This is a genomic window from Halomicrobium sp. HArcht1-1 (genome assembly GCF_058933285.1).
This window is the reverse complement of record NZ_JBZYDL010000001.1, coordinates 2,714,919-2,738,678: the sequence shown is the minus strand read 5'-3', so window position 1 is coordinate 2,738,678 and position 23,760 is coordinate 2,714,919. Positions and strand designations below refer to the sequence as shown.

General features: G+C 64.9%; 24 protein-coding genes. 18 read left to right on the top strand and 6 right to left on the bottom strand.

Features of this window, described 5'->3' with window-relative positions:
* Positions 1 to 31: 31 nt before the first annotated feature.
* A complete protein-coding gene (locus tag AC5FRZ_RS14265; protein ID WP_493564922.1) occupies positions 32 to 3,226 on the bottom strand; it encodes a methyl-accepting chemotaxis protein in 3,195 nt (1,064 codons plus the stop codon).
* 501 nt (positions 3,227 to 3,727) lie between these two features.
* Here AC5FRZ_RS14265 and AC5FRZ_RS14260 point away from each other — a divergent pair.
* From AC5FRZ_RS14260 to AC5FRZ_RS14230, 7 genes are all read left to right on the top strand, one after another.
* Positions 3,728 to 4,711 carry a Gfo/Idh/MocA family protein gene (locus AC5FRZ_RS14260; RefSeq protein ID WP_493564921.1) on the top strand — a complete coding sequence of 328 codons (984 nt, stop codon included), beginning with the start codon at positions 3,728 to 3,730 and terminating at the stop codon, positions 4,709 to 4,711.
* An 82-nt stretch (positions 4,712 to 4,793) separates the two neighbouring features.
* Positions 4,794 to 5,018 (top strand): hypothetical protein, encoded by a 225-nt coding sequence (locus AC5FRZ_RS14255; protein WP_372480240.1) that lies wholly within the window; start codon positions 4,794 to 4,796, stop codon positions 5,016 to 5,018.
* Between the two features lie 250 nt (positions 5,019 to 5,268).
* On the top strand, positions 5,269 to 6,348 hold the full coding sequence (locus AC5FRZ_RS14250; protein WP_493564920.1) for an aminopeptidase: 1,080 nt from the start codon (positions 5,269 to 5,271) through the stop codon (positions 6,346 to 6,348).
* A 41-nt stretch (positions 6,349 to 6,389) separates the two neighbouring features.
* Positions 6,390 to 6,806, top strand: coding sequence for a dCTP deaminase/dUTPase family protein (locus tag AC5FRZ_RS14245; RefSeq protein WP_493564919.1), 417 nt, complete (start codon positions 6,390 to 6,392; stop codon positions 6,804 to 6,806).
* A gap of 126 nt (positions 6,807 to 6,932) precedes the next feature.
* Positions 6,933 to 7,325: a 30S ribosomal protein S6e gene (locus tag AC5FRZ_RS14240; RefSeq protein ID WP_153554409.1), complete on the top strand. Its 393-nt coding sequence runs from the start codon at positions 6,933 to 6,935 to the stop codon at positions 7,323 to 7,325.
* Position 7,326: 1 nt separating this feature from the next.
* Positions 7,327 to 7,755, top strand: a complete 429-nt coding sequence (locus AC5FRZ_RS14235; protein ID WP_170092555.1) for a DUF7112 family protein — start codon at positions 7,327 to 7,329, stop codon at positions 7,753 to 7,755.
* An 89-nt stretch (positions 7,756 to 7,844) separates the two neighbouring features.
* Positions 7,845 to 8,723, top strand: coding sequence for a CheF family chemotaxis protein (locus AC5FRZ_RS14230; RefSeq protein ID WP_153554407.1), 879 nt, complete (start codon positions 7,845 to 7,847; stop codon positions 8,721 to 8,723).
* Between the two features lie 12 nt (positions 8,724 to 8,735).
* Here AC5FRZ_RS14230 and AC5FRZ_RS14225 read toward each other — a convergent pair whose 3' ends face one another.
* From AC5FRZ_RS14225 to AC5FRZ_RS14205, 5 genes are all read right to left on the bottom strand, one after another.
* Positions 8,736 to 9,599, bottom strand: a complete 864-nt coding sequence (locus AC5FRZ_RS14225; protein ID WP_208627161.1) for a CheF family chemotaxis protein — start codon at positions 9,597 to 9,599, stop codon at positions 8,736 to 8,738.
* A 70-nt stretch (positions 9,600 to 9,669) separates the two neighbouring features.
* Entirely contained in the window at positions 9,670 to 10,896 is a 1,227-nt protein-coding gene (locus AC5FRZ_RS14220) for a HEAT repeat domain-containing protein (RefSeq protein ID WP_493564918.1), read from the bottom strand.
* On the bottom strand, positions 10,893 to 11,702 hold the full coding sequence (locus tag AC5FRZ_RS14215; protein WP_493564917.1) for a CheR family methyltransferase: 810 nt from the start codon (positions 11,700 to 11,702) through the stop codon (positions 10,893 to 10,895). Before AC5FRZ_RS14215 ends, AC5FRZ_RS14220 begins: the two co-directional genes overlap by 4 nt.
* 13 nt (positions 11,703 to 11,715) lie before the next feature.
* Complete coding sequence (gene cheA / locus AC5FRZ_RS14210) at positions 11,716 to 13,665, bottom strand: chemotaxis protein CheA (RefSeq protein WP_493564916.1); 1,950 nt, start codon at positions 13,663 to 13,665, stop codon at positions 11,716 to 11,718.
* A gap of 1 nt (position 13,666) precedes the next feature.
* A complete protein-coding gene (locus AC5FRZ_RS14205) occupies positions 13,667 to 14,743 on the bottom strand; it encodes a protein-glutamate methylesterase/protein-glutamine glutaminase (protein WP_170092550.1) in 1,077 nt (358 codons plus the stop codon).
* Positions 14,744 to 14,922: 179 nt separating this feature from the next.
* Between AC5FRZ_RS14205 and AC5FRZ_RS14200 the strand changes: the two genes are divergently transcribed.
* The 11 genes from AC5FRZ_RS14200 (at position 14,923) to AC5FRZ_RS14150 (ending at position 23,760) form a co-directional block, all read left to right on the top strand.
* Positions 14,923 to 15,348: a chemotaxis protein CheW gene (locus AC5FRZ_RS14200; protein WP_170092549.1), complete on the top strand. Its 426-nt coding sequence runs from the start codon at positions 14,923 to 14,925 to the stop codon at positions 15,346 to 15,348.
* A gap of 72 nt (positions 15,349 to 15,420) precedes the next feature.
* On the top strand, positions 15,421 to 16,146 hold the full coding sequence (locus AC5FRZ_RS14195) for an RAD55 family ATPase (RefSeq protein WP_493564915.1): 726 nt from the start codon (positions 15,421 to 15,423) through the stop codon (positions 16,144 to 16,146).
* Between the two features lie 148 nt (positions 16,147 to 16,294).
* Positions 16,295 to 16,630 (top strand): ArsR/SmtB family transcription factor, encoded by a 336-nt coding sequence (locus tag AC5FRZ_RS14190; protein ID WP_153554399.1) that lies wholly within the window; start codon positions 16,295 to 16,297, stop codon positions 16,628 to 16,630.
* A gap of 107 nt (positions 16,631 to 16,737) precedes the next feature.
* Positions 16,738 to 17,016 carry a DUF7521 family protein gene (locus tag AC5FRZ_RS14185; RefSeq protein WP_012807774.1) on the top strand — a complete coding sequence of 93 codons (279 nt, stop codon included), beginning with the start codon at positions 16,738 to 16,740 and terminating at the stop codon, positions 17,014 to 17,016.
* A gap of 213 nt (positions 17,017 to 17,229) precedes the next feature.
* A complete protein-coding gene (locus AC5FRZ_RS14180; protein ID WP_208627157.1) occupies positions 17,230 to 17,892 on the top strand; it encodes a flagellin in 663 nt (220 codons plus the stop codon).
* A 320-nt stretch (positions 17,893 to 18,212) separates the two neighbouring features.
* Positions 18,213 to 18,875 carry a flagellin gene (locus AC5FRZ_RS14175; protein WP_493564914.1) on the top strand — a complete coding sequence of 221 codons (663 nt, stop codon included), beginning with the start codon at positions 18,213 to 18,215 and terminating at the stop codon, positions 18,873 to 18,875.
* A gap of 90 nt (positions 18,876 to 18,965) precedes the next feature.
* The gene (locus tag AC5FRZ_RS14170; RefSeq protein WP_170092546.1) at positions 18,966 to 19,526 is read left to right on the top strand and encodes a DUF7500 family protein; all 561 of its coding nucleotides are present in this window, start codon (positions 18,966 to 18,968) and stop codon (positions 19,524 to 19,526) included.
* Positions 19,527 to 19,572: 46 nt separating this feature from the next.
* Positions 19,573 to 20,058 (top strand): hypothetical protein, encoded by a 486-nt coding sequence (locus tag AC5FRZ_RS14165; RefSeq protein WP_493564913.1) that lies wholly within the window; start codon positions 19,573 to 19,575, stop codon positions 20,056 to 20,058.
* The gene (locus AC5FRZ_RS14160) at positions 20,055 to 22,079 is read left to right on the top strand and encodes a hypothetical protein (protein ID WP_493564912.1); all 2,025 of its coding nucleotides are present in this window, start codon (positions 20,055 to 20,057) and stop codon (positions 22,077 to 22,079) included. Before AC5FRZ_RS14165 ends, AC5FRZ_RS14160 begins: the two co-directional genes overlap by 4 nt.
* 108 nt (positions 22,080 to 22,187) lie before the next feature.
* A complete protein-coding gene (gene cheY, locus AC5FRZ_RS14155; protein WP_012807767.1) occupies positions 22,188 to 22,547 on the top strand; it encodes a chemotaxis protein CheY in 360 nt (119 codons plus the stop codon).
* A 1-nt stretch (position 22,548) separates the two neighbouring features.
* The gene (locus tag AC5FRZ_RS14150; RefSeq protein WP_208627153.1) at positions 22,549 to 23,760 is read left to right on the top strand and encodes a chemotaxis protein CheC; all 1,212 of its coding nucleotides are present in this window, start codon (positions 22,549 to 22,551) and stop codon (positions 23,758 to 23,760) included.

Here is a 23,760-nt window from a genome sequence, read left to right as displayed (position 1 = left end):
CCGTCGACAGCGTCCTGGCGGCTCCGCGCCGTCACTCCGCGCCGTCGTCGGGCGACCAGCCGCCGTCGGCGCTGGCTCCCGCTGCGCTCGCGTCGCCGTCGGCCGCGGACTGCTGGACCTCGAAGGCGTCGACCAGTGCTTCGAGGTCGTCGGCCATGTCGGCGACCGAGCGGACGTTCTGGGAGATGTTGTTGACCGAGGCGGCCTGTTCTTCCGCCGCAGAGGAGACGCTGGTCGCCTCGGCCGCGGCCTGCTGGCTGACGCTGCTGACCTCGTCGACCATCGCGACGACCTCCTCGGTCGAGGCGGCCTGGTCGTCGGTCGCCTCGGTGATCTCTCGGACGCCGTGCTCGGCCTCGGTGGCGCTCTCGGCGATTTCGTCGAACATGGCGATCGCGTCCTCGATCGTGTCGGCACCGCTCTCGACGCGGTCGCGCATCGACTCGATGTCGTCGACGGTCTCCCCGGTCGTCGCCTGTAATTCGGTGATGAGATCGTCGATCTCCTCGGTCGCCGCGGCGGCCTCGCCGGCCAGCCCCTTGATCTCGTCGGCGACGACGGCGAAGCCCTCGCCGGCCTCACCGGCCCGAGCGGCCTCGATGGAGGCGTTGAGCGCCAGCATGTTCGTCTGCTCGGCGATGTCGGTGATCATACTCACGATCTCGCTGATCTCGTCGATCTCGGATTCGAGCGCCGCGACCTGTTCGACCGCCTGCTCGGTCTCCGCTTCGATCCCTTCGATCTCGCGGGAGGCCTCGCTCGCCCGCTCGCTCCCGGCCTCGGCGCGGTCCGCGGCGCGTTCCGACGTGTTGGCCACGTCGACGGCGGAGGAGGCGACCTCCTCGACCGTCGCGGACATGTCGTTCATCTCCGCGGCGGCCTCTTGGAGCTGTTCGGACTGGCGGTCCGCGCCGTGAGAGATCTCCTGGACGGACTCGGCGACCTCCTGACTGGCCCGCTCGACTTCCTGTGCGCTGGCCGCGGCGTCGTCCGTGGCCGAACTCACCTCGCGTGCGATCGACTGCACTCGTGCGATGCTCTCCTCGACGGCGTCGAGGCCCGCGTCGATGTTGCCCATCACGTCGCCGTACGCGCCGGGCAGGTCGGTGTCGAGGTCTTCGTCGAGCCGTCGCTCGCTGAGCGCCGTACTCGCCGTCCGGAGCCGGTCGAAGCTCTCGGAGAGCTGCTGGAGCCCCGCGTCGAGTTCGTCCATCACCGCGCCGTACTCTCCGGGGAGGTCGCTGTCGATCTCCTGATCGAGCTCGCCGGTCCGGACGTTCTCGCTGGCCCGGCTGATCTGGGCGAAGCTCGTCCGCAACTGCGTCATGCCCTCCTGGAGGTCGGTCATGATGTCGCCGAACGAGCCCGGCAGATCCGTGTGGAGGTCGTCGTCGATCTCGCCCTCGCTGAGCGACGCCGAGACGGCCTCGATCTCGGTTATCTGGCGGGTCAGATTCGCCTCCATCTCCTCGAAGGCCTCGACCATCTCCCCGATCTCGTCGTCGCGGTCGTCCACGTCGAGTTCGCCGTCGAACCGTCCCTGTGCCATCTCTGTGGCCCGGTCGCGCATCTGTTCGATCGGACTGGCGACGTAACGCGCGACGGCGTAGCCCGCGGCGACGACGACCAGCGCCGCGATGCCCGACAGCAACAGGATGAGGTTGCGGGCGTCGTCGGTGCGTTGCTGGAGCGCGTCTCCCAGCGCCGTGATCGGTCCTTCGATGTCGCTCTCGGGAACGGTGCCGACGAGCGAGAACTGCCTGTCTCCGACCTGCAGGGGTGCGTACACGACGTATCGGGTGGTCGCTTCGCCGCCGACTGTTCGCGTGTGCGTGGCCATGCCCGACTGGGCGGCCAGCATCTGCTCGGTGGTGATGTTGCCGAGCTCCTCGCCGTACTCGCCCCCGGCCACGTCGACACGCTGTGCCACCTTCGTCTCGTTGGGGTGGCTCACCATCTCGCCACGGTCGTTGACGACGTAGAGGCTGCCGGTCTCGCCGACCGACACGCCGTTCGTGATCTCCGTGACGATCGAGTAGTTGAACTGGGCCACGACGACGCCCTGGAACCGCCCGTCCTGGTACACCGGCGTCGAGACGTACATCCGCTGACTACCGTTTTCCTCCTCGATCCGGTTGAACGCGACTTCGCCGTTGGCGACGGAGCCGGCACTGGTGAACCAGCTCTTGTCGGCGTACCACCCCGAACCGTCGCGCTCGGTCACCGCCCGTTCGCCTTCGCGAGTCGCCCTGACGACCTCGCGGCCTCGCTTGTCGACGAAGATGATCTCGTCGTAGGCGTAGCGCTCTTGCCTGTCGACGCTGACGGTCCGCGTCTCGAGGTATCGCTCGAAGGAATCGGCCAGCCGTGCCTCGCTGTCAGCGACGGCTCGCTCCTGGAGCTCGTAGTAGTACACGCTGGGTGCGACGATCCAGTCGAAGGGCTCGTAGTAGGTGTAGGCGACCAGCTGGGTCTCCGTGGGGTTGCCGTCCTGTGTCGTGTCCTCCCACTCGTACTCGGCGACGCCCCACGTCTCGCCGTTGCGCAGCGCGGGCGTCGACTCGATGTTCGCTTTGATGTCGTCGAAGACGGTCAGGCTCCCGCCGGAGTCGTCGGCGAAGTTGTGCCCGTCTTCCAGACGGTGGTGGATCACGACGTTCGAGTCCAGGTCGGTCACGTAGGCGTAGCCGGTCTCGCCGATGTAGCCGGGCTGGAACGTCTCGTTCATCGTCCCGTCGGCGGTCGTCCCGTCGCCGGCAGTGCCCGCGATGATCCGCTCGACGCGCTCCTTGACCGCGCGCTGCTCGCTGGGGGACAGTTCCTCCCACTCGCGCCCGTCGTACTGGGTGTCAAGCACGGTCTGGGTCGTGCTCTCGATGGCGTTGCGCATCTCCAGGGCCGTGTAGCCGACCTGTCGCTGGCTGGCCTCCTGGACGAGTTGCATCTCTCCCTGTCGAGCGGCCTGGTAGTTGTCCATCGCGCCCGACTGGGCGAGCGAGCGCATGTCGACCTCCCGCTGGTCGAACTGGTTCTGTAGCGACGACTGCCGTGCCTGTACGCTGTTGTTCAGGTTGTCGGTCATCGCCCCGCGCAACTCCTGGGCGCTCCGGTCCTGGGCGTCCTGATTGAGCGACCCCATGTTCTGTGTCGCCAGGGCTCCGACACTGCCAAGCGGCAACAGCGAGATCGCCAACATCAGCACGACCAACTTTACCTTCAGGTCCATACTCATACGTACCAGAACTTCTGCTCTTAACTCCACGTGCCGCGTTTTTTGTTTTGATACCGGGAGTCCCTAACCAAATAGCCCGTTCCGACCGATCGCTCGCCGCGGCCGATCATGGCGGCCGTCTCTTCCTGATACTACCGGCTGTAAATCTGTGAGCGATTTCGCCACCCGGGGTGGCGAAGATCCTCACGAAGTTACAGCCGGCAGTATGAAGCGTCTCCGGGCTGTCCTGGCGAGGTCGTTTACAGATTCTCCGTTGACCGTGTTTTTCTGCGTCGGGTTTCCTCACTCGCTGCGCTCGTTGCGGGAACCGCTCCTCGAAAAACGTCGGTGAAAAAGGCCGAGGCTCGACCATCGGTCTCGCCGTCGGTGAACTGCGCTCGCTTCGCTCGCGCGGATGCTGGTGACCGTGTATCCCCCCGACCATCTCGAAGCCGTGGCACCCCTTCGTCGCCGCGGAACTCAGCGTTTATGCCCGTCCCGACCGCACGCTCACGCATGGAATTCGGAGTGCTCAGTACGGCGGCGATCGGCCGCGAAGACGTGATCCCGGCGATCCAGGCCAGCGAACACGCTGTCGGTGCGATCGCTTCACGCGACGCCGAACGCGCCCGGTCGGTCGCCGACGAACTCGGCATCGATCGGTCGTACGGCAGCTACGAGGCGCTGCTGGCCGACGACGGGATCGACGCCGTGTACAATCCCCTTCCCAACGGCCTCCACGCGGAGTGGACACGCCGCGCCGCCGACCACGGACTCCACGTCCTCTGTGAGAAACCGCTGACGCCCGACGCCGAGCGCGCCAGCGCGCTGTTCGACTACTGCGACCAGCAGGGCGTCACCCTGATGGAGGCGTTCATGTACCACTTCCATCCCCGCACCGAGCGCGCCCGCGAGATCGTCCGCGAGGAACTCGGCGCGGTGCGCCACGTCGAGGCGACGTTCACCTTCGGACTGGGCGATCGGACCGACGACATCCGACTCGATCCGGAACTGGACGGCGGCTCGCTCATGGACATCGGCTGTTACGCCGTCAGCGCGGTCCGGAACGTGCTGGGCGAGCCGAACCGCGCGTTCGCCCACGCCGCCGACACCTACGATGCCGGCGTCGACTCCCAGCTCTCGGGCCTGCTGACCTACGACGACGGCGTGACGGCGCAGGTCACCAGCAGCTTCGACACGCCGATGACCCACGAGTACCGGATCATGACGACAGACGGCTGGCTCCACGTCCCCGAAGCCTTCGACGTGGCTCCCGACCAGTCGGTGTCGCTCACCTACCAGGTCGACGGCGAGGAACACACCGAGACCATCGAGGGTGTCGACCACTACCGCCGCCAGGTCGAGCGCTTCGCCGACGCCGTCGCGGCCGACGAGACGCCGCCCGTCGACCGGACGGAGACGGTCAACAACATGGCCGTCATCGACGCCCTCTACGAGAGCGCCGAGACGGGCGAGCCCGCGGCCGTCGACAGCGTCTAGGCCGGTACCTGGATCGTCGGCAAGTGACCCCAGCCACTCGACCGGTGTGGTCGTCTGGGAAGCATTCTTTTCACGAGGCGGCGTGGAGTACTACGAAATGGCACCAGTCGATTACAGTAGCGAAGGGCTGGCGTTTTCGCTCCGGAATGCCATCCTGTCCGTCCTCTTCCTCTTCGTCGTGAGGCTCGGAGCGGGACTGGCGAGGGGGCTCCTGGACGGGGAGTATCTGATCGGCGTCGTGGGCGTGCTCCTCGTCTTCGTACCGACCGCCTGGCTGCTGTCTATCATCAGAGCAGCGTATTTCTGAGCCGATCGACTACAACTGCTTCGAGCGATCCGCCACTCGACCGTCCCGATATCGACACAGAGGCACACTGACAGTGTATCTCTCTTTCAGATATCGCCTTCTGTGAGAATCACACTGTCGAACGATGCCCTCTGGCCCCGGACGACGAGCGATTCGTCGAATTCTCGCACTGATCACTCGTCGTGACTCCGACGACCCCCGCCCCGACCAGTGGCAGTGACGTTTTATCCGGGCCAGACCACCGTCCGGTATGGACGACCGAGTTCGCGAACACGCCGACGTACTGGTCGACTGGAGCGCACAGATCGAAGCGGGCGACGACGTGATCGTTCAAGTCGACGAGGGCGCGCACGACCTCGGGGTGGCCGTCGCGGCGGCGCTTGGCGAGCGCGGAGCGAATCTGCTCGCGACCTACGGCTCCGACGAGATGACGCGAGCCTACCTGCGGGCCCACGACGGCGACTTCGACGCCGATCCCGACTTCGAGCGCGCGCTCTACGAGCGGGCCGACAGCGTCCTCTCGCTGGGCGGATCGCGCAACACCGCCGCGGCCAGCGACGTACCGGGGGACCGCCGGCAGTCTTACCGCCGGGCTCGCACCGAAATCAGAGCGGCCCGGATGGACACCGACTGGGTCTCCACCCAGCACCCGACCCGCGCGATGGCCCAGCAGGCCGGCCTCTCCTACGAGGCCTACCGTGACTTCGTCTACGACGCGACGCTGCGAGACTGGGAAGCGCTGGCCGAGGAGATGAGCCAGCTCAAGACGCTGCTGGACGAGGGCAGCGAGGTCCACCTCCTGGGCGAGGGGACAGATCTCACGATGTCGATCGCCGACCGCGTGGCCGTCAACTCCGCGGCCTCCGTGGCCTACGACTCGCACAACCTCCCCTCCGGCGAGGTGTTCACCGCACCGACCGCCACCGAGGGGACGGTCACCTTCGACGTGCCCATGACCGTCGACGGGGCGCGCGTGCGAGACGTGCGGCTCGTCTTCGAGGACGGCGAGGTCGTCGACTACAGCGCCGCTCAGGGCGAGTCGACGATCGGCGAACTGCTGGCGACCGACGCGGGCGCTCGCCGGCTGGGCGAGCTGGGGATCGGGATGAACCGCGGGATCGACCGGATCACGGACAACATCCTCTTCGACGAGAAGATGGGCGGGACGGTCCACCTCGCGCTCGGCCGGGCCTACGACGCCTGCGTTCCCGACACCGGCAACGACAGCGCGATCCACGTCGACCTCATCACCGATCTCCGCGAGGACGGCCGACTGGTGATCGACGGCGAGACGGTCCTCGAAGACGGTCGCTTCCGCTGGAAGCGCTGAGACGGCCGACGCTTTTGTGTCCGGCTTCCGAGGGCTCGCGTATGTACGAGCAGTACGTCGAGGACGCCGTCCACGAACCGACCCAGACAGCCGACTCGGGGTTCGATCTCACCGTCGCGAACGTCTTCGAGATCGGCGCGCCGGGTCGGGTCGACTTCGGGGGTGGGGAACTCGAACCGGCCCAGACGACGCCGCACGCGTCGGCCAAGCGCGACCCCGAGGACGACTACGAGTGGTGGACACTACGAGCGGGCCAGTACCTGATCGAGTACAACGAGTCGCTGACCGGGGCGGCGACGGTCACGCTCCAGCCACGCACCGAGCTGCTGGAACGCGGGCTCAGTCATCCGACGCTGCACGTCGACGCTCTCCCTCGCGTTCCGATCACCGTCGGCGGTGCCGGCGTCGCGATCAAGGAGAACGCGCGCGTGAGTACGATCGTCGACGCCGAGGAGTGATACCGCCGGGCAGTCAGACGCCGTCCCCGGCACACAGTGTGAGCTTTCTCCCACGCGTGTCACGCGCGATCCCAGTCGAAAGTCGGTTCCGACGCGCTTTTTAAGCGCCGTCGAATATCGGTGGGTATGGCAGAATTCACCGTTGCGCTCTCGGACCCGGAGACAGGCACGACCTACCAGCTAGACGTCGACGGACAGGACGCGAACCGCTTCATGGGCCGCGAACTCGGCGACGAAGTCGAGGGCAGTGCGGTCGGTCTCGACGGCTTCACGCTCGAACTGACCGGCGGCTCCGACACGGCCGGCCGACCGATGCGAGCGGACGTGCGCGGCGTCGGCACGAAGTCGATCCTCACCGACGGCGGCGTCGGCTACAAGCCCACTCGCGACGGCGAGCGCAAGCGCATCACCATCCGCGGCCGCGAGGTCAGCGAGGAGACCGCCCAGATCAACGCCAAGATCACCGAACAGGGCAGCGGTGACGTCGCGGACCTGCTGGGCGAGAGCGACGACGAGTAACGTGGCAGATCGCCTCCCGAGCGACCACGAGGCCGTCGAGACTCGCCGCGTCGAGGTCGCTTCCGTCGGCCGCACCGACCGCCCACGGATCGAGTTGCCGGCGGACCTCGACGTTGCCGCGGGCGACGTGATCGAGTGCGTGCTCGACGGCGAGCAGTACCACGCGCGCGTCGAGACGACGCTGGACGGCGAGCCGATGCTCCAGCACGCCGCGGACAATCGGCGACTGGCCCGCGAGGGCGACGGCGAGAACCGACTCGTCGAGTGGTTCGCCGACAGCGACTGCACGATCGGTGGCTCGGTCCACCTCGATATCGTGACTGCGGGATACACCTACGGCCTGCGGACACCGGGCTCTCGGGTCGTCTACACGGCGACGGACTCCCCGGACGACTCCCTGGCCAGTATCGCGGACGATCTCGGCGAGTGACCGCCAGCGGGGCGGTTCTCCGTTCTCTCGAATGATATTCGCTCGAAACCCATAAGATTCTGCCCGCAGTACCACTCGGTGAGTGATCAATGTCGGAATCCGTCATCGCTGATTTCGTCGGCAACTTCAACGCGGAGGTGATGGCGACGACCGAGCCGGTCAAGGGGCGGGTGTTGCTGAGCCAGAAGCGACTGGTGTTGGCGGCCAACGAGAACGACAAGTTTACCATTCCGCTGTCGTCGATCTTCGACGTCGCTGTCGGGCACGTGCCGCCGGATCTGGGAGACTTCTTCGACTCGACGGTCACCGTCGCTTTCGAACGAAACGACAGTCGACACGTCGCCGTCGTCGAGGGCGACGACGACAAGATCTCGAAGTTCTCGACGGTGTTGTTCAAGGCGATTCTCAACGGCACCGAGACGACCGTCAAAGAGCGGGCACGCGTCGGTGGCCGCGTCACCGACGACGCGTTCTCGACGGCGAAGCTGTTCGTCTCGGACGGATCGGTCGAGTTCCGTTCGTCTTCTGGCACTTTCGCCGTCGATCTGGCCACCGTCACCGACTTCCAGCGGACGACCCGCGAGATCGCCGGCTCCGACCGCCCGACGCTGACCTTCCGCCACATGATGGAGGGCACTGCCGTCACGACCATGGCCGCGATGGCGTCGCCACGCAAGATGTCGATCCTGGGTCGGTACCTCCGGATCGAGTACAGCGACCTCATGGAAGAGCTGCAAGACATCGAACTCACCGACGACAAGACCGAGATCCTCGTCGCCATCTACTCGACGGGCGACATGGACGGGATGCCACTGGCCGACATCGTCGGTACCGACAGCTCCGCGGTGACGATGCTGTTGCGAGACCTCGAAGAAGACGGGCTCGTCCAGGACTCGTCCGACGGTCCGACGCTCACCCCCAAAGGCGAGGTCGTCGCGAGCCGACACCTCGAAGACGTGAACTCCTGATACTGTCGGCTCTCACTGATCGTCGACGGCTTCGCCAGCGATCGAGCGGCCACGGGCCTCTAGCTGGACCTCGCGGCGAGTCCGAACCGGCTCCAGAATACCGTACTCGATGAGTCGGTCGTAAATCTCCTCGACCTGTTCGATCTCCATGCCGACGAAGTCGGGGATCTGGAACGGGGAGACGCCGGTGTACAGCGCCATCAGGACCTCGTTTTCCTCCTTGCTGAGCTCCACGTCGACCTCGCCGGCCTGCTCGCCCCGTCGCACGAACGAGGCGAGCACGGAGACGTCGCTCTTCGAGCCCGAGACGTGGGTCTCGACGCTGGTCCCCTCGATCGTGTGTTCGATCTCGGCGACGCGGCGCTGGCTGTCCATCACCGTCTTCGTCTCCAGTTCGGCGCTGCCCACGTCTTCGACTTCCAGTTCGACGAACGATCCCGACGCGATCGCGAGATCGACGCTGTCGCCGTCGATCTTGAGCCGTCCTTTCTCCCACTCCGTGTCCTGGACGACGCCGCCCTCGACGGCCGGGTGCTTCACCAGGACGACGGTCTGGTCCAGCAGCGCGCTGTACAGTTTCGCCTCGAACGCTTCGATGTCCTGTGGGGCGATCAGAGTGACGTTCGATCCGACCTGCAAGGAGAGATAGCCCGACACCTTCGCGATGGCCTTGTTGACGTTGTCGCGGCCCGTGATCGAGGTGATCTTCGAGAGCGGGATGGTCCGCTTGCCCTCGTTGCTGACGAGTACCAGCCGTTTGTTCGAGAGGATGATCCGGCCTGCTCGCCAGTCGATGTCGTTGCGCTTGCGGCCGTCCTTGACGACCTGGACGAACTTCCCGTTGGCGTCGGCCAGCTTCTGTTCGCCGTCGCTCATCCCGTCTCTCCCGTCGTCTTCGGCCAGTATCGGTCTGTCGATCTCCGCGTTCGAGACGATGCCCTCGCGTTCATCGTCGGCCGCCGAGCTTGGAGATCGCCGAGAACGCTCGCTTGCGGATCGTCTCGTTCTCGGTCTGGTCGATGATGCGGTCCAGGGTCTTGCGCGAGCGCTCGCTCCCGACCTTCCCGAGCGTGAAGATCGCCTGTGCGCGCACGTCGGGGTCGACCTGCTCGTCCTCGACGACCGACAGGAGCCGCCGCTCCACGTCGTCGCCGTCGATCTCGGCCAGGCTGGTCGCGGCGAACTGCCGGAGCATCTGATCGTCCTCGTGTAGCGCGTCGATCAGGGATTCGATGACGCGCACGCGCTCTTGCTCGCCGGTGACCCGGCCCAGCAGCCACGCGGTGTTGCGCCGCTGGGCGCTCTGTGTGCTCTCTTCGAGGATCTCGACCAGCGGCACGACCACGCTGCGGTCGTCGGTCGAGGAGAGTCGCTCGACGACGGTGTCCCGGATCTCGTGGCTCTGCTCGGTCGGGACGTTCGAGAGCAGTTCGATCAGCGAGTAGACGGCGGTCTGGCGGACGCCGGACGAGTCGTCGGTGAGCGACTCGACGAGGTAGTCGACGGGCCGGTCGTTGCCGAAGTTGCCGAAGGCTCCGACGGCGATCCGCCGGACGCGCTCGTTGTCGTCCTCGTACAGCGGGAGCAGCGCCTGGAGGGCCTGCCGGTTCCCGATCGAGCCCAGCGCGTCGGCGGCCTCCCTGCGGACGGCCGCCTTCGGATCCCGGAGCAGGGATTCCAGTGGGTCGACCGCCCGTGGATCGCCGATCTTCCCGCAGGCCCGCGCGGCCCGCGCCCGAACGCGCGGATCGTCGTCGTCGAAGCAGTTCGACAGCGGACCGACCGTATCCGCCTGTTCGAGCTGTCCGAGGCCGTTGGCCGCCGCCATCCGGAGTTCGGGCACGTCCGAGTCGAGGGCCTGCGTGAACGCCTTCGCGCGGACCCACTCGGCTCCGTCGTCGCCGAAGTCGACGCCGGCCATGTCGGCGATCAGCTGCTCGATCGCATCTCCGCCCAGCTCGTCCAGCGAGTCGACGGCCGTCGCGGCGATCCGACTGTCCTCGCCCTGGGCCGCCTCGACGAGGGCGTTGACCACGTCCCGCCGGTCGTCGTGGTTCGGGAAGTTCCCGAGTAGCTCCGCCGCCCGCGCTCTGACCTTCGGGTTGTCCGACTCCCGGAGTGTCCGGATGATCTCCTGTACCTCGCCGTCCCGTTCCAGCTGGTAGAGGCTCATACCTTCCGGTAGATGCGGTGTTGCTTGTCGACCGCCTCGAAGCTGTCTCGGCAGGCGGTCGGCAGCGTCTCTGTCATCCCGATCATCAGGTAGCCACCCTCACGCAGCGATTCCTCGATCGTCTCGAAGATCGGCACCTTGTACTCGCCGTCAATGTAGATCAGGAGGTTCCGACAGAACACGAGGTCGAAGTCCCGCTTCGACGCACCGCGGATGAGGTCGTGTTGCTCGAACTCGACCATGTCGCTGACGGGCTTCCGGATGCGAAACGAGTCGCCCTCGCGCTCGATGTACTGGCTGTAGTCGTCGAGGGGGGCGAGCTCGTCTGCGATGTCCGTGGTGTGTGAGGTCTCGTAGGTGCCCTCGCGTGCCGCCCGGAGGATGTCCTCGTTGATGTCGGTCCCCAGTATCGAGATCGACCGGTCGTCGACCTGCGGGTCGTCCAGCGCAAGCATCGCCGCGGAGTACGGCTCTCGACCGTCGGCACAGGGTGCACTCCAGAGGTTCACGCGGCGGTGCTGGTCGGTCAGATCTCGGAGGACGCTCCGGAGACTCTCCCAGGCCTCTGGGTTGCGGAAGAAACCCGTGACGTTGATCGACAGCGAGTCGAGCAGCGCCGCTCGCTCGTCGTCGTCTCGCTCCAGTCGCCGCTGGTACTCGCGGTAGCTGTCGATGTCTGTCCGGCGCATCCGAGCCGTGATGCGGCGATCGAGGTACGCGTCGTTGTAGAACCCCGACTCGAAGTCCATCTCGGCACCGATGAACTCCAGTAGCTCTTGAAACTGCCGCTGGTCGCCCTGGCTCATCGAACTGCCCTCGTCATAGCGTCACCACGTCGAGGATGTGGACGATGTTTCCGTCGCCGAGCACTGCGGTCCCCGACAGGCCGGGCGTTCCGCTGAGGATCCCCTCCAGCGGTTTGACGACGACTTCCTCCTGGCTGTTGACCGAGTCACAGTGCAACGCGACCTGGCGCTCGGACTCCCGGACGCGGACGAGCATCCCGTCGCCGTTGGCGGTCTCACCGGGTACGTCGAACGTCTCGCCCAGCTGAATGATCGGGTAGATCTCGTCGTTGTGCTTGATCACGTCCTTGCCGTTGACCTGCTTGCGGTCGTCGGCCCGGGTGATCTCGTCGACGTTCTTCAGCGGGATCCCGTACTCCTCGTCGCCGACCTCGACGAACAGCACCTTGACGATCGCCATCGTCACCGGCAGGCGAAGCGACACCGTCGTCCCCTCGCCCGGCGTCGACTCGACGTTGACCGAGCCGTCCAGCTGTGTGACGGTGTCGTGGACCACGTCCATGCCGACGCCGCGGCCGCTCGTGTCGGTGACCTGGTCGGCCGTCGAGAAGCCGGGGTGAAAGACCAGGTCGTAGATCGAGGAGTCGTCCATCGCCTCTAGCTCTTCGGGCGAACGGACGCCCTTCTCGATGGCCTTGTCTCTGATCGCCTCGACGTCGAGACCGGCCCCGTCGTCCTCGACCTGGATGATGACGTGGTCACGTTCGCGGGAGGCCCTGAGTTCGACCGAGCCCGTGCGTGGCTTGCCCTTCTCCTCGCGGACCTCCGGGGGCTCGATCCCGTGGTCGACGGAGTTGCGCAGGATGTGCATCAGCGGGTCGGAGATCTCCGTGAGGATCGTCCGGTCGAGTTCGATGTCTTCGCCCTCGATCTCGAAGTCGACCTCCTTGCCCAGATCCCGCGAGAGGTCCCGAACCAGCCGCGGGAACTTCCCGACGACCTTCTTCAGCGGGATCAGACGCATGTCCATCACGGTGTTCTGGAGGTTCGCCGTGATCTTGTCCAGCTCGTTGAGGTTCTCGCCGGCCCCGTCGAGGTCGTCCTGCTCGACGGCACGGCGGAGCTTGATTCGGCTGGTCACCAGCTGCTCGACGAGTCCGTGGAGGTCGTCGAGCTGGTCGACGTCGACGCGGACGGACTTGATCTCGTCGACCTTGTGTTCGGTCTCGTCGCTGGTGCTCCCGCTTTTCTCGCTGAGCGCGTCGGTCACGTCCGCCGTCTCCGCGCTCTCGATCTTGCCGATTCCGGAGAGCGTGTTGTCGACGGTCCCGGCGTCTTCGGCGTCGAGGTAGAGCGTGAACGTATCGCTGAACTCCCCGTCTTCGACGGCTTCGCGCTGCGGAGCGGCATCGAGCACCTCGAAGTAGTCCTCGACGGCCTCGATCGCCAGCATCGCGTCGACACCCAGCATGTCGGAGTCGCCGATGTCGATCTCCGCGGCGATGACGTTGTCGTCGGCCGTGTCGGGACTGACGTTCGTCTCGACGGGAACGTCCTCGTCTCCGGACGAGTCCGTGTCGGTCTGGTCGTCCACAGTCTCGTCCGAACCGTCCGTGTCGTCGGCCGGGCTCTCGGCGGCGTCGACGCCCTCTTCGAGGACCGTTCGGAGGTCGTCGACGATCTCGTCTACGTCGGTCTGGGACTCGCCGTGTTCTTCGATCTCGCTGACGATGGCCTCTATCTTGTCCACGCCCGCGAAGATCAGGTCCATCACGTCCGGCGTGACGGGCATGTTGCCGTCCCGCATCTCGTCCAGGAGGTCCTCGATAGCGTGGGCCAGCGACGACGCGTCGTCGAACCCCATCGCGCCGAAGTTCCCCTTCAGCGTGTGTGCCGTCCGGAAGATGGACTCCATCGCTTCCGTGTCCTCCGGATCCGACTCCAGATCCAGCAGGGAGTTGTTCAGTTCCGTGATCGCCTCTTCGCTCTCTCGAATAAACGCATCGAGGTACTGATCGTTCATGTTATGTCACCTCTCGTTTGATCGTCTCGACGATACCTGCCGGGATCTCCTCGATCGGCAGGATGCTGTCGACACAGCCCGTCTCGGCCGCTCGCTGTGGCATTCCGTAGACCGCCGACGTGGCCTCGTCCTGTGCGATGGTCCGCCCGCCGGCCGCTTTGATCCGCTCGATACCCGCTGCACCGTCGTTGCCCATTCCGGTGAGGATCACTCCCACCAGCGGGTCGTCGATCACGTCCGCGGCCGTCTCCATGGTCACGTCGACGGCCGGTCGGACGCTGTTGACCGGCGGGTCGTCAGACAGTTTGACTCGCAGCCGGCCGTTCCGGTAGTTCTTGACCCGCAGGTGGTAATCGCCGGCCGCGATCAACGCCTCGCCGCCCGCGATGCGGTCACCGTCTTTGGCTTCCCGTACGTCGTAGTCGCTCCGGGCGTCGATTCGCTTCGCGAACCGTCCGGTGAAACCGCCGGGCATGTGCTGGACGACCAGCACCCGGAAGTCCGCCGCCAGGGGCAACTCCGAGAGGACGGACTCGACCATCTTCGGTCCGCCAGTCGAGGAGCCGATGATCAGCGTCGGGTCCGCATCGTAGTCGTCCGCGACCGCCTCCGGCGTACTGGTCGGCGACCGATCCGGCGACGCTGTCGGTGTCCGTCCCGACGTGCCCGACACGTCCACATCGGCCACGGACAGGACCATCTCGAGGAGCTGATCTTTCAGCCGCGACATCTCCATCGAGACCTCTCCGCCGGGTTTGGTGAAGAAGTCGACCGCACCCACGTCGAGTGCCTCGAAGGTCACGTCCGCGTTCTCGTCAGTGTGAGCCGACAGCATCAGGACCGGCGTCGGGCACTGTTCCATGATCTGCTCGACGGCACTGATGCCGTCCATCTCGGGCATTTCCACGTCCATGGTCACGACGTCCGGCCGGTGTTCGTCGACGAGCGCGACCGCCTCGCGACCGTTTTTGGCCTCCGCGACGACGTCGACACCACCCTCGTTCAGGATGTCGGAGATGACACTACGCATGAAGTGAGAGTCGTCTGCGACGACGGCGCGGGGTGTACTACCGGCCATCGGTCACCCGTGCCCGCGCAGGTCGACGATAGTTCGCAGTCGAGCCAGATCCATTGCTACCTGAAAGGCGGGCGTGGCACCAAAATAAAGACTCCGCCCACGTAATCAACTTTGATAGCACAGAGGGCAGGCTTAAGTCGGCGTATCGGCTCGGTACTCGTAACCGGGAGTCGTCAGGTATGTCAACAACAGAAGGTCAGGTACTCGAATTCGAACTGGGCGAAGAGACGTACTGCGTCAGCATCGACTACGTCACGGAGATCGTCGACGTGGGCGACCTGACGACAGTCCCGAACGCGCCCCGCCACGTCGAAGGGGTGATGGACTTGCGCGGGCGGACCACGTCGATCGTGAACCCCAAGTCGGTGTTCGGGATCGGCGATAGCGGTGCCGAACAGCGGATCATCGTCTTCGATCCGGAGATCATCGAAGACCAGAGCGCCGCCGGCTGGCTCGTCGACGAAGTCGACCAGGTAGTCCAGATCTCCGACGAGCAGGTCGACGACTCGCCGGCCGCCGACAGCGACGGGTCGATCCGCGGCGTCGTCAAGCGCGAGGACGACTTCGTCATCTGGGTCGATCCCCGGGTCGTCCACTCGAATTAGGGAGCAAGACTTTTTTACTCAGCCCCGAGATTTCAACTCAATTCCGCACCGCTATCTCCGGATACAGCAACAATGATCGAACTCACAAAGACAGGTATCGACGGCCTCGACGCAATCTTGAACGGTGGCATCGTCACGAACTCGACGACGCTGGTGAGTGGGAACCCCGGTGCCGGGAAGTCGATTCTCGGCCTCCAGTACATCTACAACGGCGTCGAGCAGTTCGACGAGAAAGGGATCTACCTCTCGTTCGAAGAAAACGAGTCCGACCTCAGAGAGGCCGCGGAGTCGATCGGCTTCGACAAGTGGCCCGAATTCGTCGAGAACGGCGACATCAAAGTGTACGACAAGCAGGTCTTGCTTCGAGAGAACGACTTCTCTTCCTCTCTGGAACTGCTCCTCGACGACCTCGAAGACGACAAGTACGACCGGCTGGTGCTCGACTCGCTGACGATGTTCGAGCTGTTCTTCGAAGACGAGAAAGAAAAGCGCACGTACCTGCTGAAGTTCACCGACATCCTCAACAACAACAACCTGACCAGCCTCCTGACCAACGAACAGGGTGCGGTGTTCCCGGACACGGACATCGGCCTGGAGAACTATCTCACCGACGGCAACATCTACCTGATCCAGACGCCGACCGACACCGGCGTCAACCGATACGTCTGGGTCGCGAAGATGCGCAAACAGGACATCGAGACGGACATCTACCCCATGGAGATCTCGTGGGGTGGTATCAAGGTCCACGAAAACGCCAGCGCGTTCTCGATGATGAGCGAAGAGGACTCGCCGATCTGACCAGCCGTTATTATTATCGACAAAAACGCAGTATGGCGACGGTTTTTCGCGCTCCTCGGCGATCGGGGCCTCGGCGAAATCAGATCGATATCGGCCAGTATCACGGGCGATAGCTTTATAATCGACAGAATATATTATTTGATAACCGATGGCTTCAGTGGATATTCTGCAAACGCTGGGGAACAAATACAGCGCAGAGATCTTGGATGCCACGGACGAGCCCGCGTCCGCCCAGGAACTCAGCGACGAGCTGGGAATCCCGATCGCGACGTGCTACCGCCGGATCGACGAGCTGACCGAACACGACCTGCTCGAACTGCACGACAACATTCTCTCTGACGACCGCCGCCGCATCAAGGTCTATCGCCGTTCTGTCGACGAGGTCACCGTCGATTTCGACGACGAACTCTCCGTCCACGTCGAGGACCGGTCGGAAGTGACCAACAAACTCGACGAGGCCTGGCGGACCCTCTCGGAAGGATAGTCACGCACGCGCGACCGGTCCGTTATCACGATCGCATTCGATTATCAGCAACAATATTTTCGAGGGTGGATTTATTAGCGGGAACGGAATAGCGTACGTTAGTGCCGATGATAGAACTCCTGTACGCTATCTCTACGCTCGTCTTCGTCGTCGCCGGACTCACGATGGTCGGGATGGCTATGCGTGCGTACGTCCAGACGTCCCGTGACGCGATGTTGCACCTCTCGCTGGGGTTCGCGCTGGCGGTCGCCGGTGCGGCCGCGACGATGATCAGCGCGTTCGTCAACGACTTCGAGGGCGTCCGGTCGCTCCTGCTGGTCAACAGCGGATTGACGACGTTTGGGTTCCTGTTCGTGATGTACAGTCTCGTCGCCTACGATAGCTGACCGCTTTGTCGTGGCTCGCGGCTCGATTTCCGGACCGATCCGGAAAACGCCGGTTCTATCCGGTTCCTTTCCAAATTTCTCACTCGTGAAACCGGCTGTTTCGTCTGGAGATATCCGTTTCAACTGTGATAATTGGCGGCCTAGCCTTATTACCGGGTAGTGACCACGTTCTGGTAGCGTCCGGAGTGTTCGCACTCGGGACACGACACAACCATGATCGAACTATTCGACGACGACGAGAACGACCGCGGGCAGGTCGGGATCGGGACGCTGATCGTGTTCATCGCGATGGTCCTGGTCGCGGCGATCGCCGCCGGTGTGCTGATCAACACCGCCGGGTTCCTGCAGTCCAGTGCCGAAGAGAGCGGTGAACAGTCCAGTGCGCAGGTCACGAACCGACTGCAAGTGGTCAACGCAGTGGGGAACGACATCACCTCTGACGAGGCAGGCTCCGAGGTGACGACGGTGGAGCTGACCGTCAAGAAGGCACCCGGTGCAGACAACGTGGACCTGACGACGACGACGGCACAGTGGGTCTCCTCCGACGGGACCTTCGACATCGTCAGTTACACCGCCACGACCGAAGGCGGCGGCACGTCCGGTGACGCGGCGTTCGTCACCTCGACGTTCCAGGACGACGACAACTCGATTTCCAACAGTAACGTCCTGAACGACCCGGCCGACCGCGCGACGATGAAGTTCCAGACCGACTCGAACCCGTCGCCCGACTCTGATCTGTCCGGCAACCTCGTTGGTGCGAGCCTCTACGAGGGGTCGACCGCGTCGATCAAGCTGAACACGCAGGCCGGCGGCGAGACGACGGCGACGCTGGTCGTGCCCGAATCCCTCTCCGGGAAATCTGCGGTCAGCCTCTAACTGACGCCGACACTTCTCTGTTTTTGCCAGAGCCGATAGCGACACGCTCGCGATCACCCGGTGGCATCGAGCCGCGACGTTCCCTGTCGGAAGATGTCTTCGCTCGGGCCGTGGTCAATTCTCTCGAAGAGATGCCGGCGATCGTGCCGTCCGTATCGACTGTTCTTCGACTTTGCATCCCGATTTTCAGTTTCAAGAACCGAGACTCTCGTCGACATCGCCGATTCATTCGTTGATAATTGGCGGCCTAGCCTTATTACCGGGTAGTGACCACATTCTGGTAGCGTCCGGAGTGTTCGCACTCGGGACACGACACAACCATGATCGAACTATTCGACGACGACGAGAACGACCGCGGGCAGGTCGGGATCGGGACGCTGATCGTGTTCATCGCGATGGTCCTGGTCGCGGCGATCGCCGCCGGTGTGCTGATCAACACCGCCGGGTTCCTGCAGTCCAGTGCAGAAGAGAGCGGTGAACAGTCCAGTGCGCAGGTCACGAACCGACTACAAGTGGTCAACGCCGTCGGGAGTGACATCGTCGACGACAACGGTGACGAGGTGACGACGGTGGAACTGACCGTCAAGAAGGCACCCGGTGCAGACAACGTGGACTTGACGACGACGACGGCACAGTGGGTCTCCTCCGACGGGACCTTCGACGTGGTGAGTAAGCAAGCACTGACCGAAGGCGGCGGCACGTCCGGTGACGCGGCGTTCGTCACCTCGACGTTCCAGGACGACGACAGCTCGATCGGCAACAGTAACGTCCTGAACGACCCGGCCGACCGCGCGACGATGAAGTTCCAGACCGACTCGACGAACAATCAAGACGGGAACCTCGACGACGCTGACCTCGTGCAGGCCGACCTCGACGAAGGGTCGACCGCGACGATCAAGCTGAACACGCAGGCCGGCGGCGAGACGACGGCGACGCTGGTCGTGCCCGAATCCCTCTCCGGGAAATCTGCGGTCAGCCTCTAACTGACGCCGACACTTCTCTGTTTTTCACCTCACTGGCCAGCGCCGCTGCGGGGCGACGGACTTATATTTGAGTGTGTCACACTGTTACACATGTCTGAGGGGCCCGACGAGCCCAATCCGGAAGACGGGAAGATCCTCTCGCCCGAAGAGCTCGACATCTCCGACGACGACCACGTCGAGCAGATCGACGAGGGCAGGTACGTCGTCTCGCCCGACGTTCGGACCGATTCGACGACGCCATCTCGTTCCACACCGGACCCGACGCCCGAACCCGAGCCGACGCCAGAGCCCGAGCCGACGCTGGACGACGCGACCGTCCACGAGTGGCTCGCGGAGAACATGGACGAGGGGAACTCCCGCTACGGCTTCGACGTGACGGCCAAGTTCGACGGCACCGTGAGCCAACAGCGGATGGTCTCGAACGACATCATCACCGTCTTCGAGAGCCTCATGCTGTGGTACGCCCGTCAGGTCGACGGCTCGACGCCGGTCGAGGAGGTGCTCGGTATTCTCCTGAGCGAGTCGAACGTTCCCGTCCGCTACCCCCCAGAGAGTCTGCGAGAGCTCGTCAAGACGAGCGGCTGTTCCCCGGACGACTCTATCGCAGAGCTGCTGGCGGCCGTCGAAGGCGAGGACGGCGTCCAGCTGTAGGTGGTGCGAATCATTTAATGTCGGTCGTGGCAGTAGCTCTGGTAGTATGCTCTCCGTGGCCCGTCTCGAACGGCTCGCCGTCGCCGTCGTCGCGGTCACGCTCCTTCTGACCGGTCCGTTCGGGGTCGTCGACGCGACCGCACGGAATCCGACGACCGTCGGCGACGGGCGGGCCAACGCCACGGTCGAACGGCTCGACACGAGCGGGCTGCTCGTCGAGGGCGGCCGGTTCGGCACGGGCGTCGACTATCTTCGGATCCCCGATGCGACCGTCGCAGTCTCCGACATCGAGGGGCGGCCACGGCTCGTCTACCGGGTGTCGGTGCCCGAACTCGGCGTCGATCGCACCACGACCAAACTGCTCTCCGGCGGACAGTCCGGGACCGTTCGTCTCGGGATGCGTGATCGTGGCCTCGATCCCGACAGCGTCACCGAACAGCGGTACCGGGCCACGATCACCGTTCGCGTCCAGAGCTTCGAGTACGACCAGACGGTGTTCGAGACCGACGAAACCGTCGAGGTTCGTCCATGAACGGTGATCGTCCGAGCGGCGTCGAGGCCCAGTTCCGTTCGGTCTGGTCGGAGAGGCTCTCACAGTATGGGAATCGTGCCGGCCGGTTCGTCTTCGGTGACGGCGTCGGCGTGACGCTGTGGCTCGCTGTCGTGTTGGTGCTGGCGCTGTCCTGGCGGGTCGGCTTCTTCATCACGGACACGTACCCCATCGCCAACGCCGTCGCGAATCTTGGGGACGGCCGCCTCGCGATGACACCGACGGACTTCCAGTACTCGCTGACCCTTGGCACCCAGCCCGGCCTCCACGAGTACGGGGGTCGGTTCTACGCCCGCAACTACGGGCAGGTCGTGGCCGCGCTGCCCTTCCTCTGGCTCCTTGAGGGGGCCAGCGCCGTCGCGCCGCCCCGGCTCGTGCTCGCCGGTGGGTGGGCGCTCGGCGTCGTCGGCCTCGGGCGACGGCTGGCCGCCCACTTCGATCGACGGTGGCTCCGTCTCGTCGCCGTCGTCGTCGCGAGCGCCTGGTTCGCCGTTGCGGTCGTGTTCGCGACCGCGCTCGACCGATCTCAGCTGCCGCTGGTCGCGCTCCAGCTCAGTACGCTCGCGGCCGCTGGACTGGTTGCGGTGTCGTGCTACCGGCTCGTCCGTGCGTTCCACGACCGGCGGGTGGCCGTCGCCGCGGGGGTCGCCCTCGCGCTCGCGACGCCGGTCGGTTTCTGGGCGACGATTCCGAAGCGCCACGTGCTGGTCACGGCGCTCGTCTTCGGCTCCGTGTTCGCGTTCGCGCGGAGCCGGCAACTGGACGGCCGAGCGAGCTACGTGGCACACGGCCTCGCGTACGGTGCGCTCGGGCTGGTCGCGTGGGTCCACGCCTTCGAGGGGTTCTTCCTCACCGCCGCGCTGTTCGCCGTCGACTTCTTCACCGAACCCCGGAAGAGCCGCCGCCGTCTCGCCGTCGCCGGGGGTATCTTCGCGCTCTCCGTGCTCCCGATGGCCGTCACGAACGTGCTCATCAACGGGAATCCGCTCCGACCGCCGCGACTTCTCCCGGGCGTCGGGCCCGAGAGCGTCGAACTCGCACCGACCGGTGGACCCGAGTCCAGTGGCGGGGACACGGGTTCGGGAACGGCCGGTGGCGACGTGGGCGCTGACCCGACTGGTGACGGCGTGGACGCCGACTCGACTGGTGGCGACGGGACACAGCGGACACTCCTCGACGAACTCCTCGGACTCCTGTCGCCGCTTTTCGTGCTCGTGACGCTCGCCGAGACGGTCCTGACGCAACTCGCATTCATCGGCACCTACGCCGTCTCGGCGGTTTCAGACGGCGTCGCAGCCGCGGGCGAACACGAACGGCTCTGGGAGATCTTCGTCCGGCGCGGCCACTCGGCGTCCCTGTCTGGGGTCAACGACTACGAGCCGATCGATCTCTCGGTCGTCGAGTCGACGCCGATCGTGGGGACGCTCCTCGCGCTCCCGGCGGTCGCCGTCGTCCGCCTCCGGCGTCACGGCGTCGCCGCCGCTCGGCTGGGACCGCGACGCCAGACGGATCTGCTCGTCGCGAGCTACGCCGTCGTCCTCACGCTCGTCTATCTCCCCCGACTTCCGCTGTTCAGCCAGCTCACCGTCCGATACCTGTTGCCGGTGATCGCACTGGCGTCGTACTGTCCCTTCCGTCTCCCTGCGGTTCGGGAGGCGATCACCGGGGCGCCCCGGACGACCGCTGGTGTCTACGCCGGCACGGTCCTGGCCGGGTCGGTTCTGGTCGCGGTCGTTCTCGGCGTCCTCGATCCGGCACTCGGGGAAGCGATCCAGTTCCACGCGCTGCTCGGGCTCTGTATCGCGGCTGTCGCGGCCGTCCTCGTCGTCGGTCGGACCCTCGCTCCCGCTCGCGTCTCGCCCCGATCCGTCGCCGTCGGGATGGCGCTGGCCGGTGGCGCGACGACCGTCTACCTCTCACTGGCGTCGGTGGAATACTTCGCGTACGGCCCGTTCGCGTTCGACGCCGTCGAGCTGATCGCCCGTCTTGTGCCGATTCTGTGATCGCCCCCTCGAGCGTCCGGAACCTGGCTGCCGTCGAGCGAATATCAAGCCCGATAATTCCGTGCAAGGGTTTATTTAGCTATTCACGGTACAGTTGCAGTGATAGGTATGCCAGACGTACTGATTGCCGACGACTCGGAGTTTATGCGCAACCTCCTGCGCGAGATCCTCGAAGAGGATCACAACATCGTGGGGGAGGTCGAAAACGGCGTCGAGGCTGTCGAGGTGTACAAAGAACAGACACCGGATCTGGTGATGATGGACATCGTGATGCCGATCCGGGACGGGATCGAGGCGACCGACGAGATCAAGACGTCCAACCCCGACGCCAACGTCATCATGTGTACGAGCGTCGGCCAGGAAGAGAAGATGAAAGAGGCCGTCAAGGCCGGTGCTGACGGATACATCACCAAGCCGTTCCAGAAACCCAGCGTGATGGAGGCCATCGAGGACGTCGTCCCCTCGTAAGATGAAAGTCGACATTCAGTCGCTCGGTACGTTCAACCAGCTCGCACACGAGGGGGCCGAACAGGCGACCCAGTCGCTGGCCCAGATGACCGGCATCGACGCGGTCGTCGACGTGACGAAGATCACGCTGTTGAACCGGGACGACGTCGGCGAGGAACTCGCCGGTCAGGACTTCGTCGGTGTGCAGTTCGACTTCGAGGGCGCACTCGACGGCGACACCGTGCTGGTCTTCGAGTCGGACTCGGTCGGTCCGATCACGGAAGCGCTGGTGCCCGGCGGTGCGGACGGCGAGATGGCACAGAGCAGCGTCGAGGAGATCGGCAACATCATGATGAGCGGCTTCATCGACGGGTGGGCCGACTATCTCGGAACCACCATCGAGCACAGTCCGCCCGAGTACATCGAGGCGACCGGCGCCGACGTACTCCCGCCAGCGCCGACGGTGGCCGACCAGCCGCAGGTGTTCGTCTTCAAGTCCCAGATCGAGTGGGTCGGCGAGTCGCTCAACTTCTACATCTACATGCTCCCCGAGTACGACACGCTCGCGGAGCTGATGACCGACCACGCAGAGCCGGGCGGCGACGCCATCCCGATCGACAAGCTGAGCGTGTTCAACGAGATGACGACCAGTGGGACCGAACAGGCGGCCGAGAACGTCGAGATGATGACCGGCATCCCGACGGAGGCGGAAGTGACTCAGATCAGCTTCGCACCCATCGAAGACGTGCCCAAACAGGTCGGCGACGACACCTACGTCGGCACGGTCGTGGAGTTCACTGGCGTCCCCAGTGGCTACCTCCTGGTGTTGTTCGACGAGGTCTCGGCCCAGAACGTCGCCGAAGCGCTGATGCCGACCGAACCGGACGGCGAGGGGCTCACCGACCAACACAAGGCCGCGATCGAGGAGCTGGGCAACATCATGACCAGTGGCTTCGTCGACGGCTGGGCGAACGTCCTCCAGACGTCGGTCGATCACACTCCGCCACAGCTCGTCCACGACATCGGGCAGGCGATCGTCGATCCGCTCGCGGCACAGGTCGGCCAGCACCAGGAACACTCGTTCATCATCGAATCGGAGATGCGGACCGACGAGATCGAGTTCAGCAGCGAGATCCACGCCCTCCCCGACGAGAAAGAGCTCCGTCAGGCCCTCGAGGAACTCGAAGTGGACAGGGCCGACCAGACTGACGCCGACGTAGAACAGATATTCTGA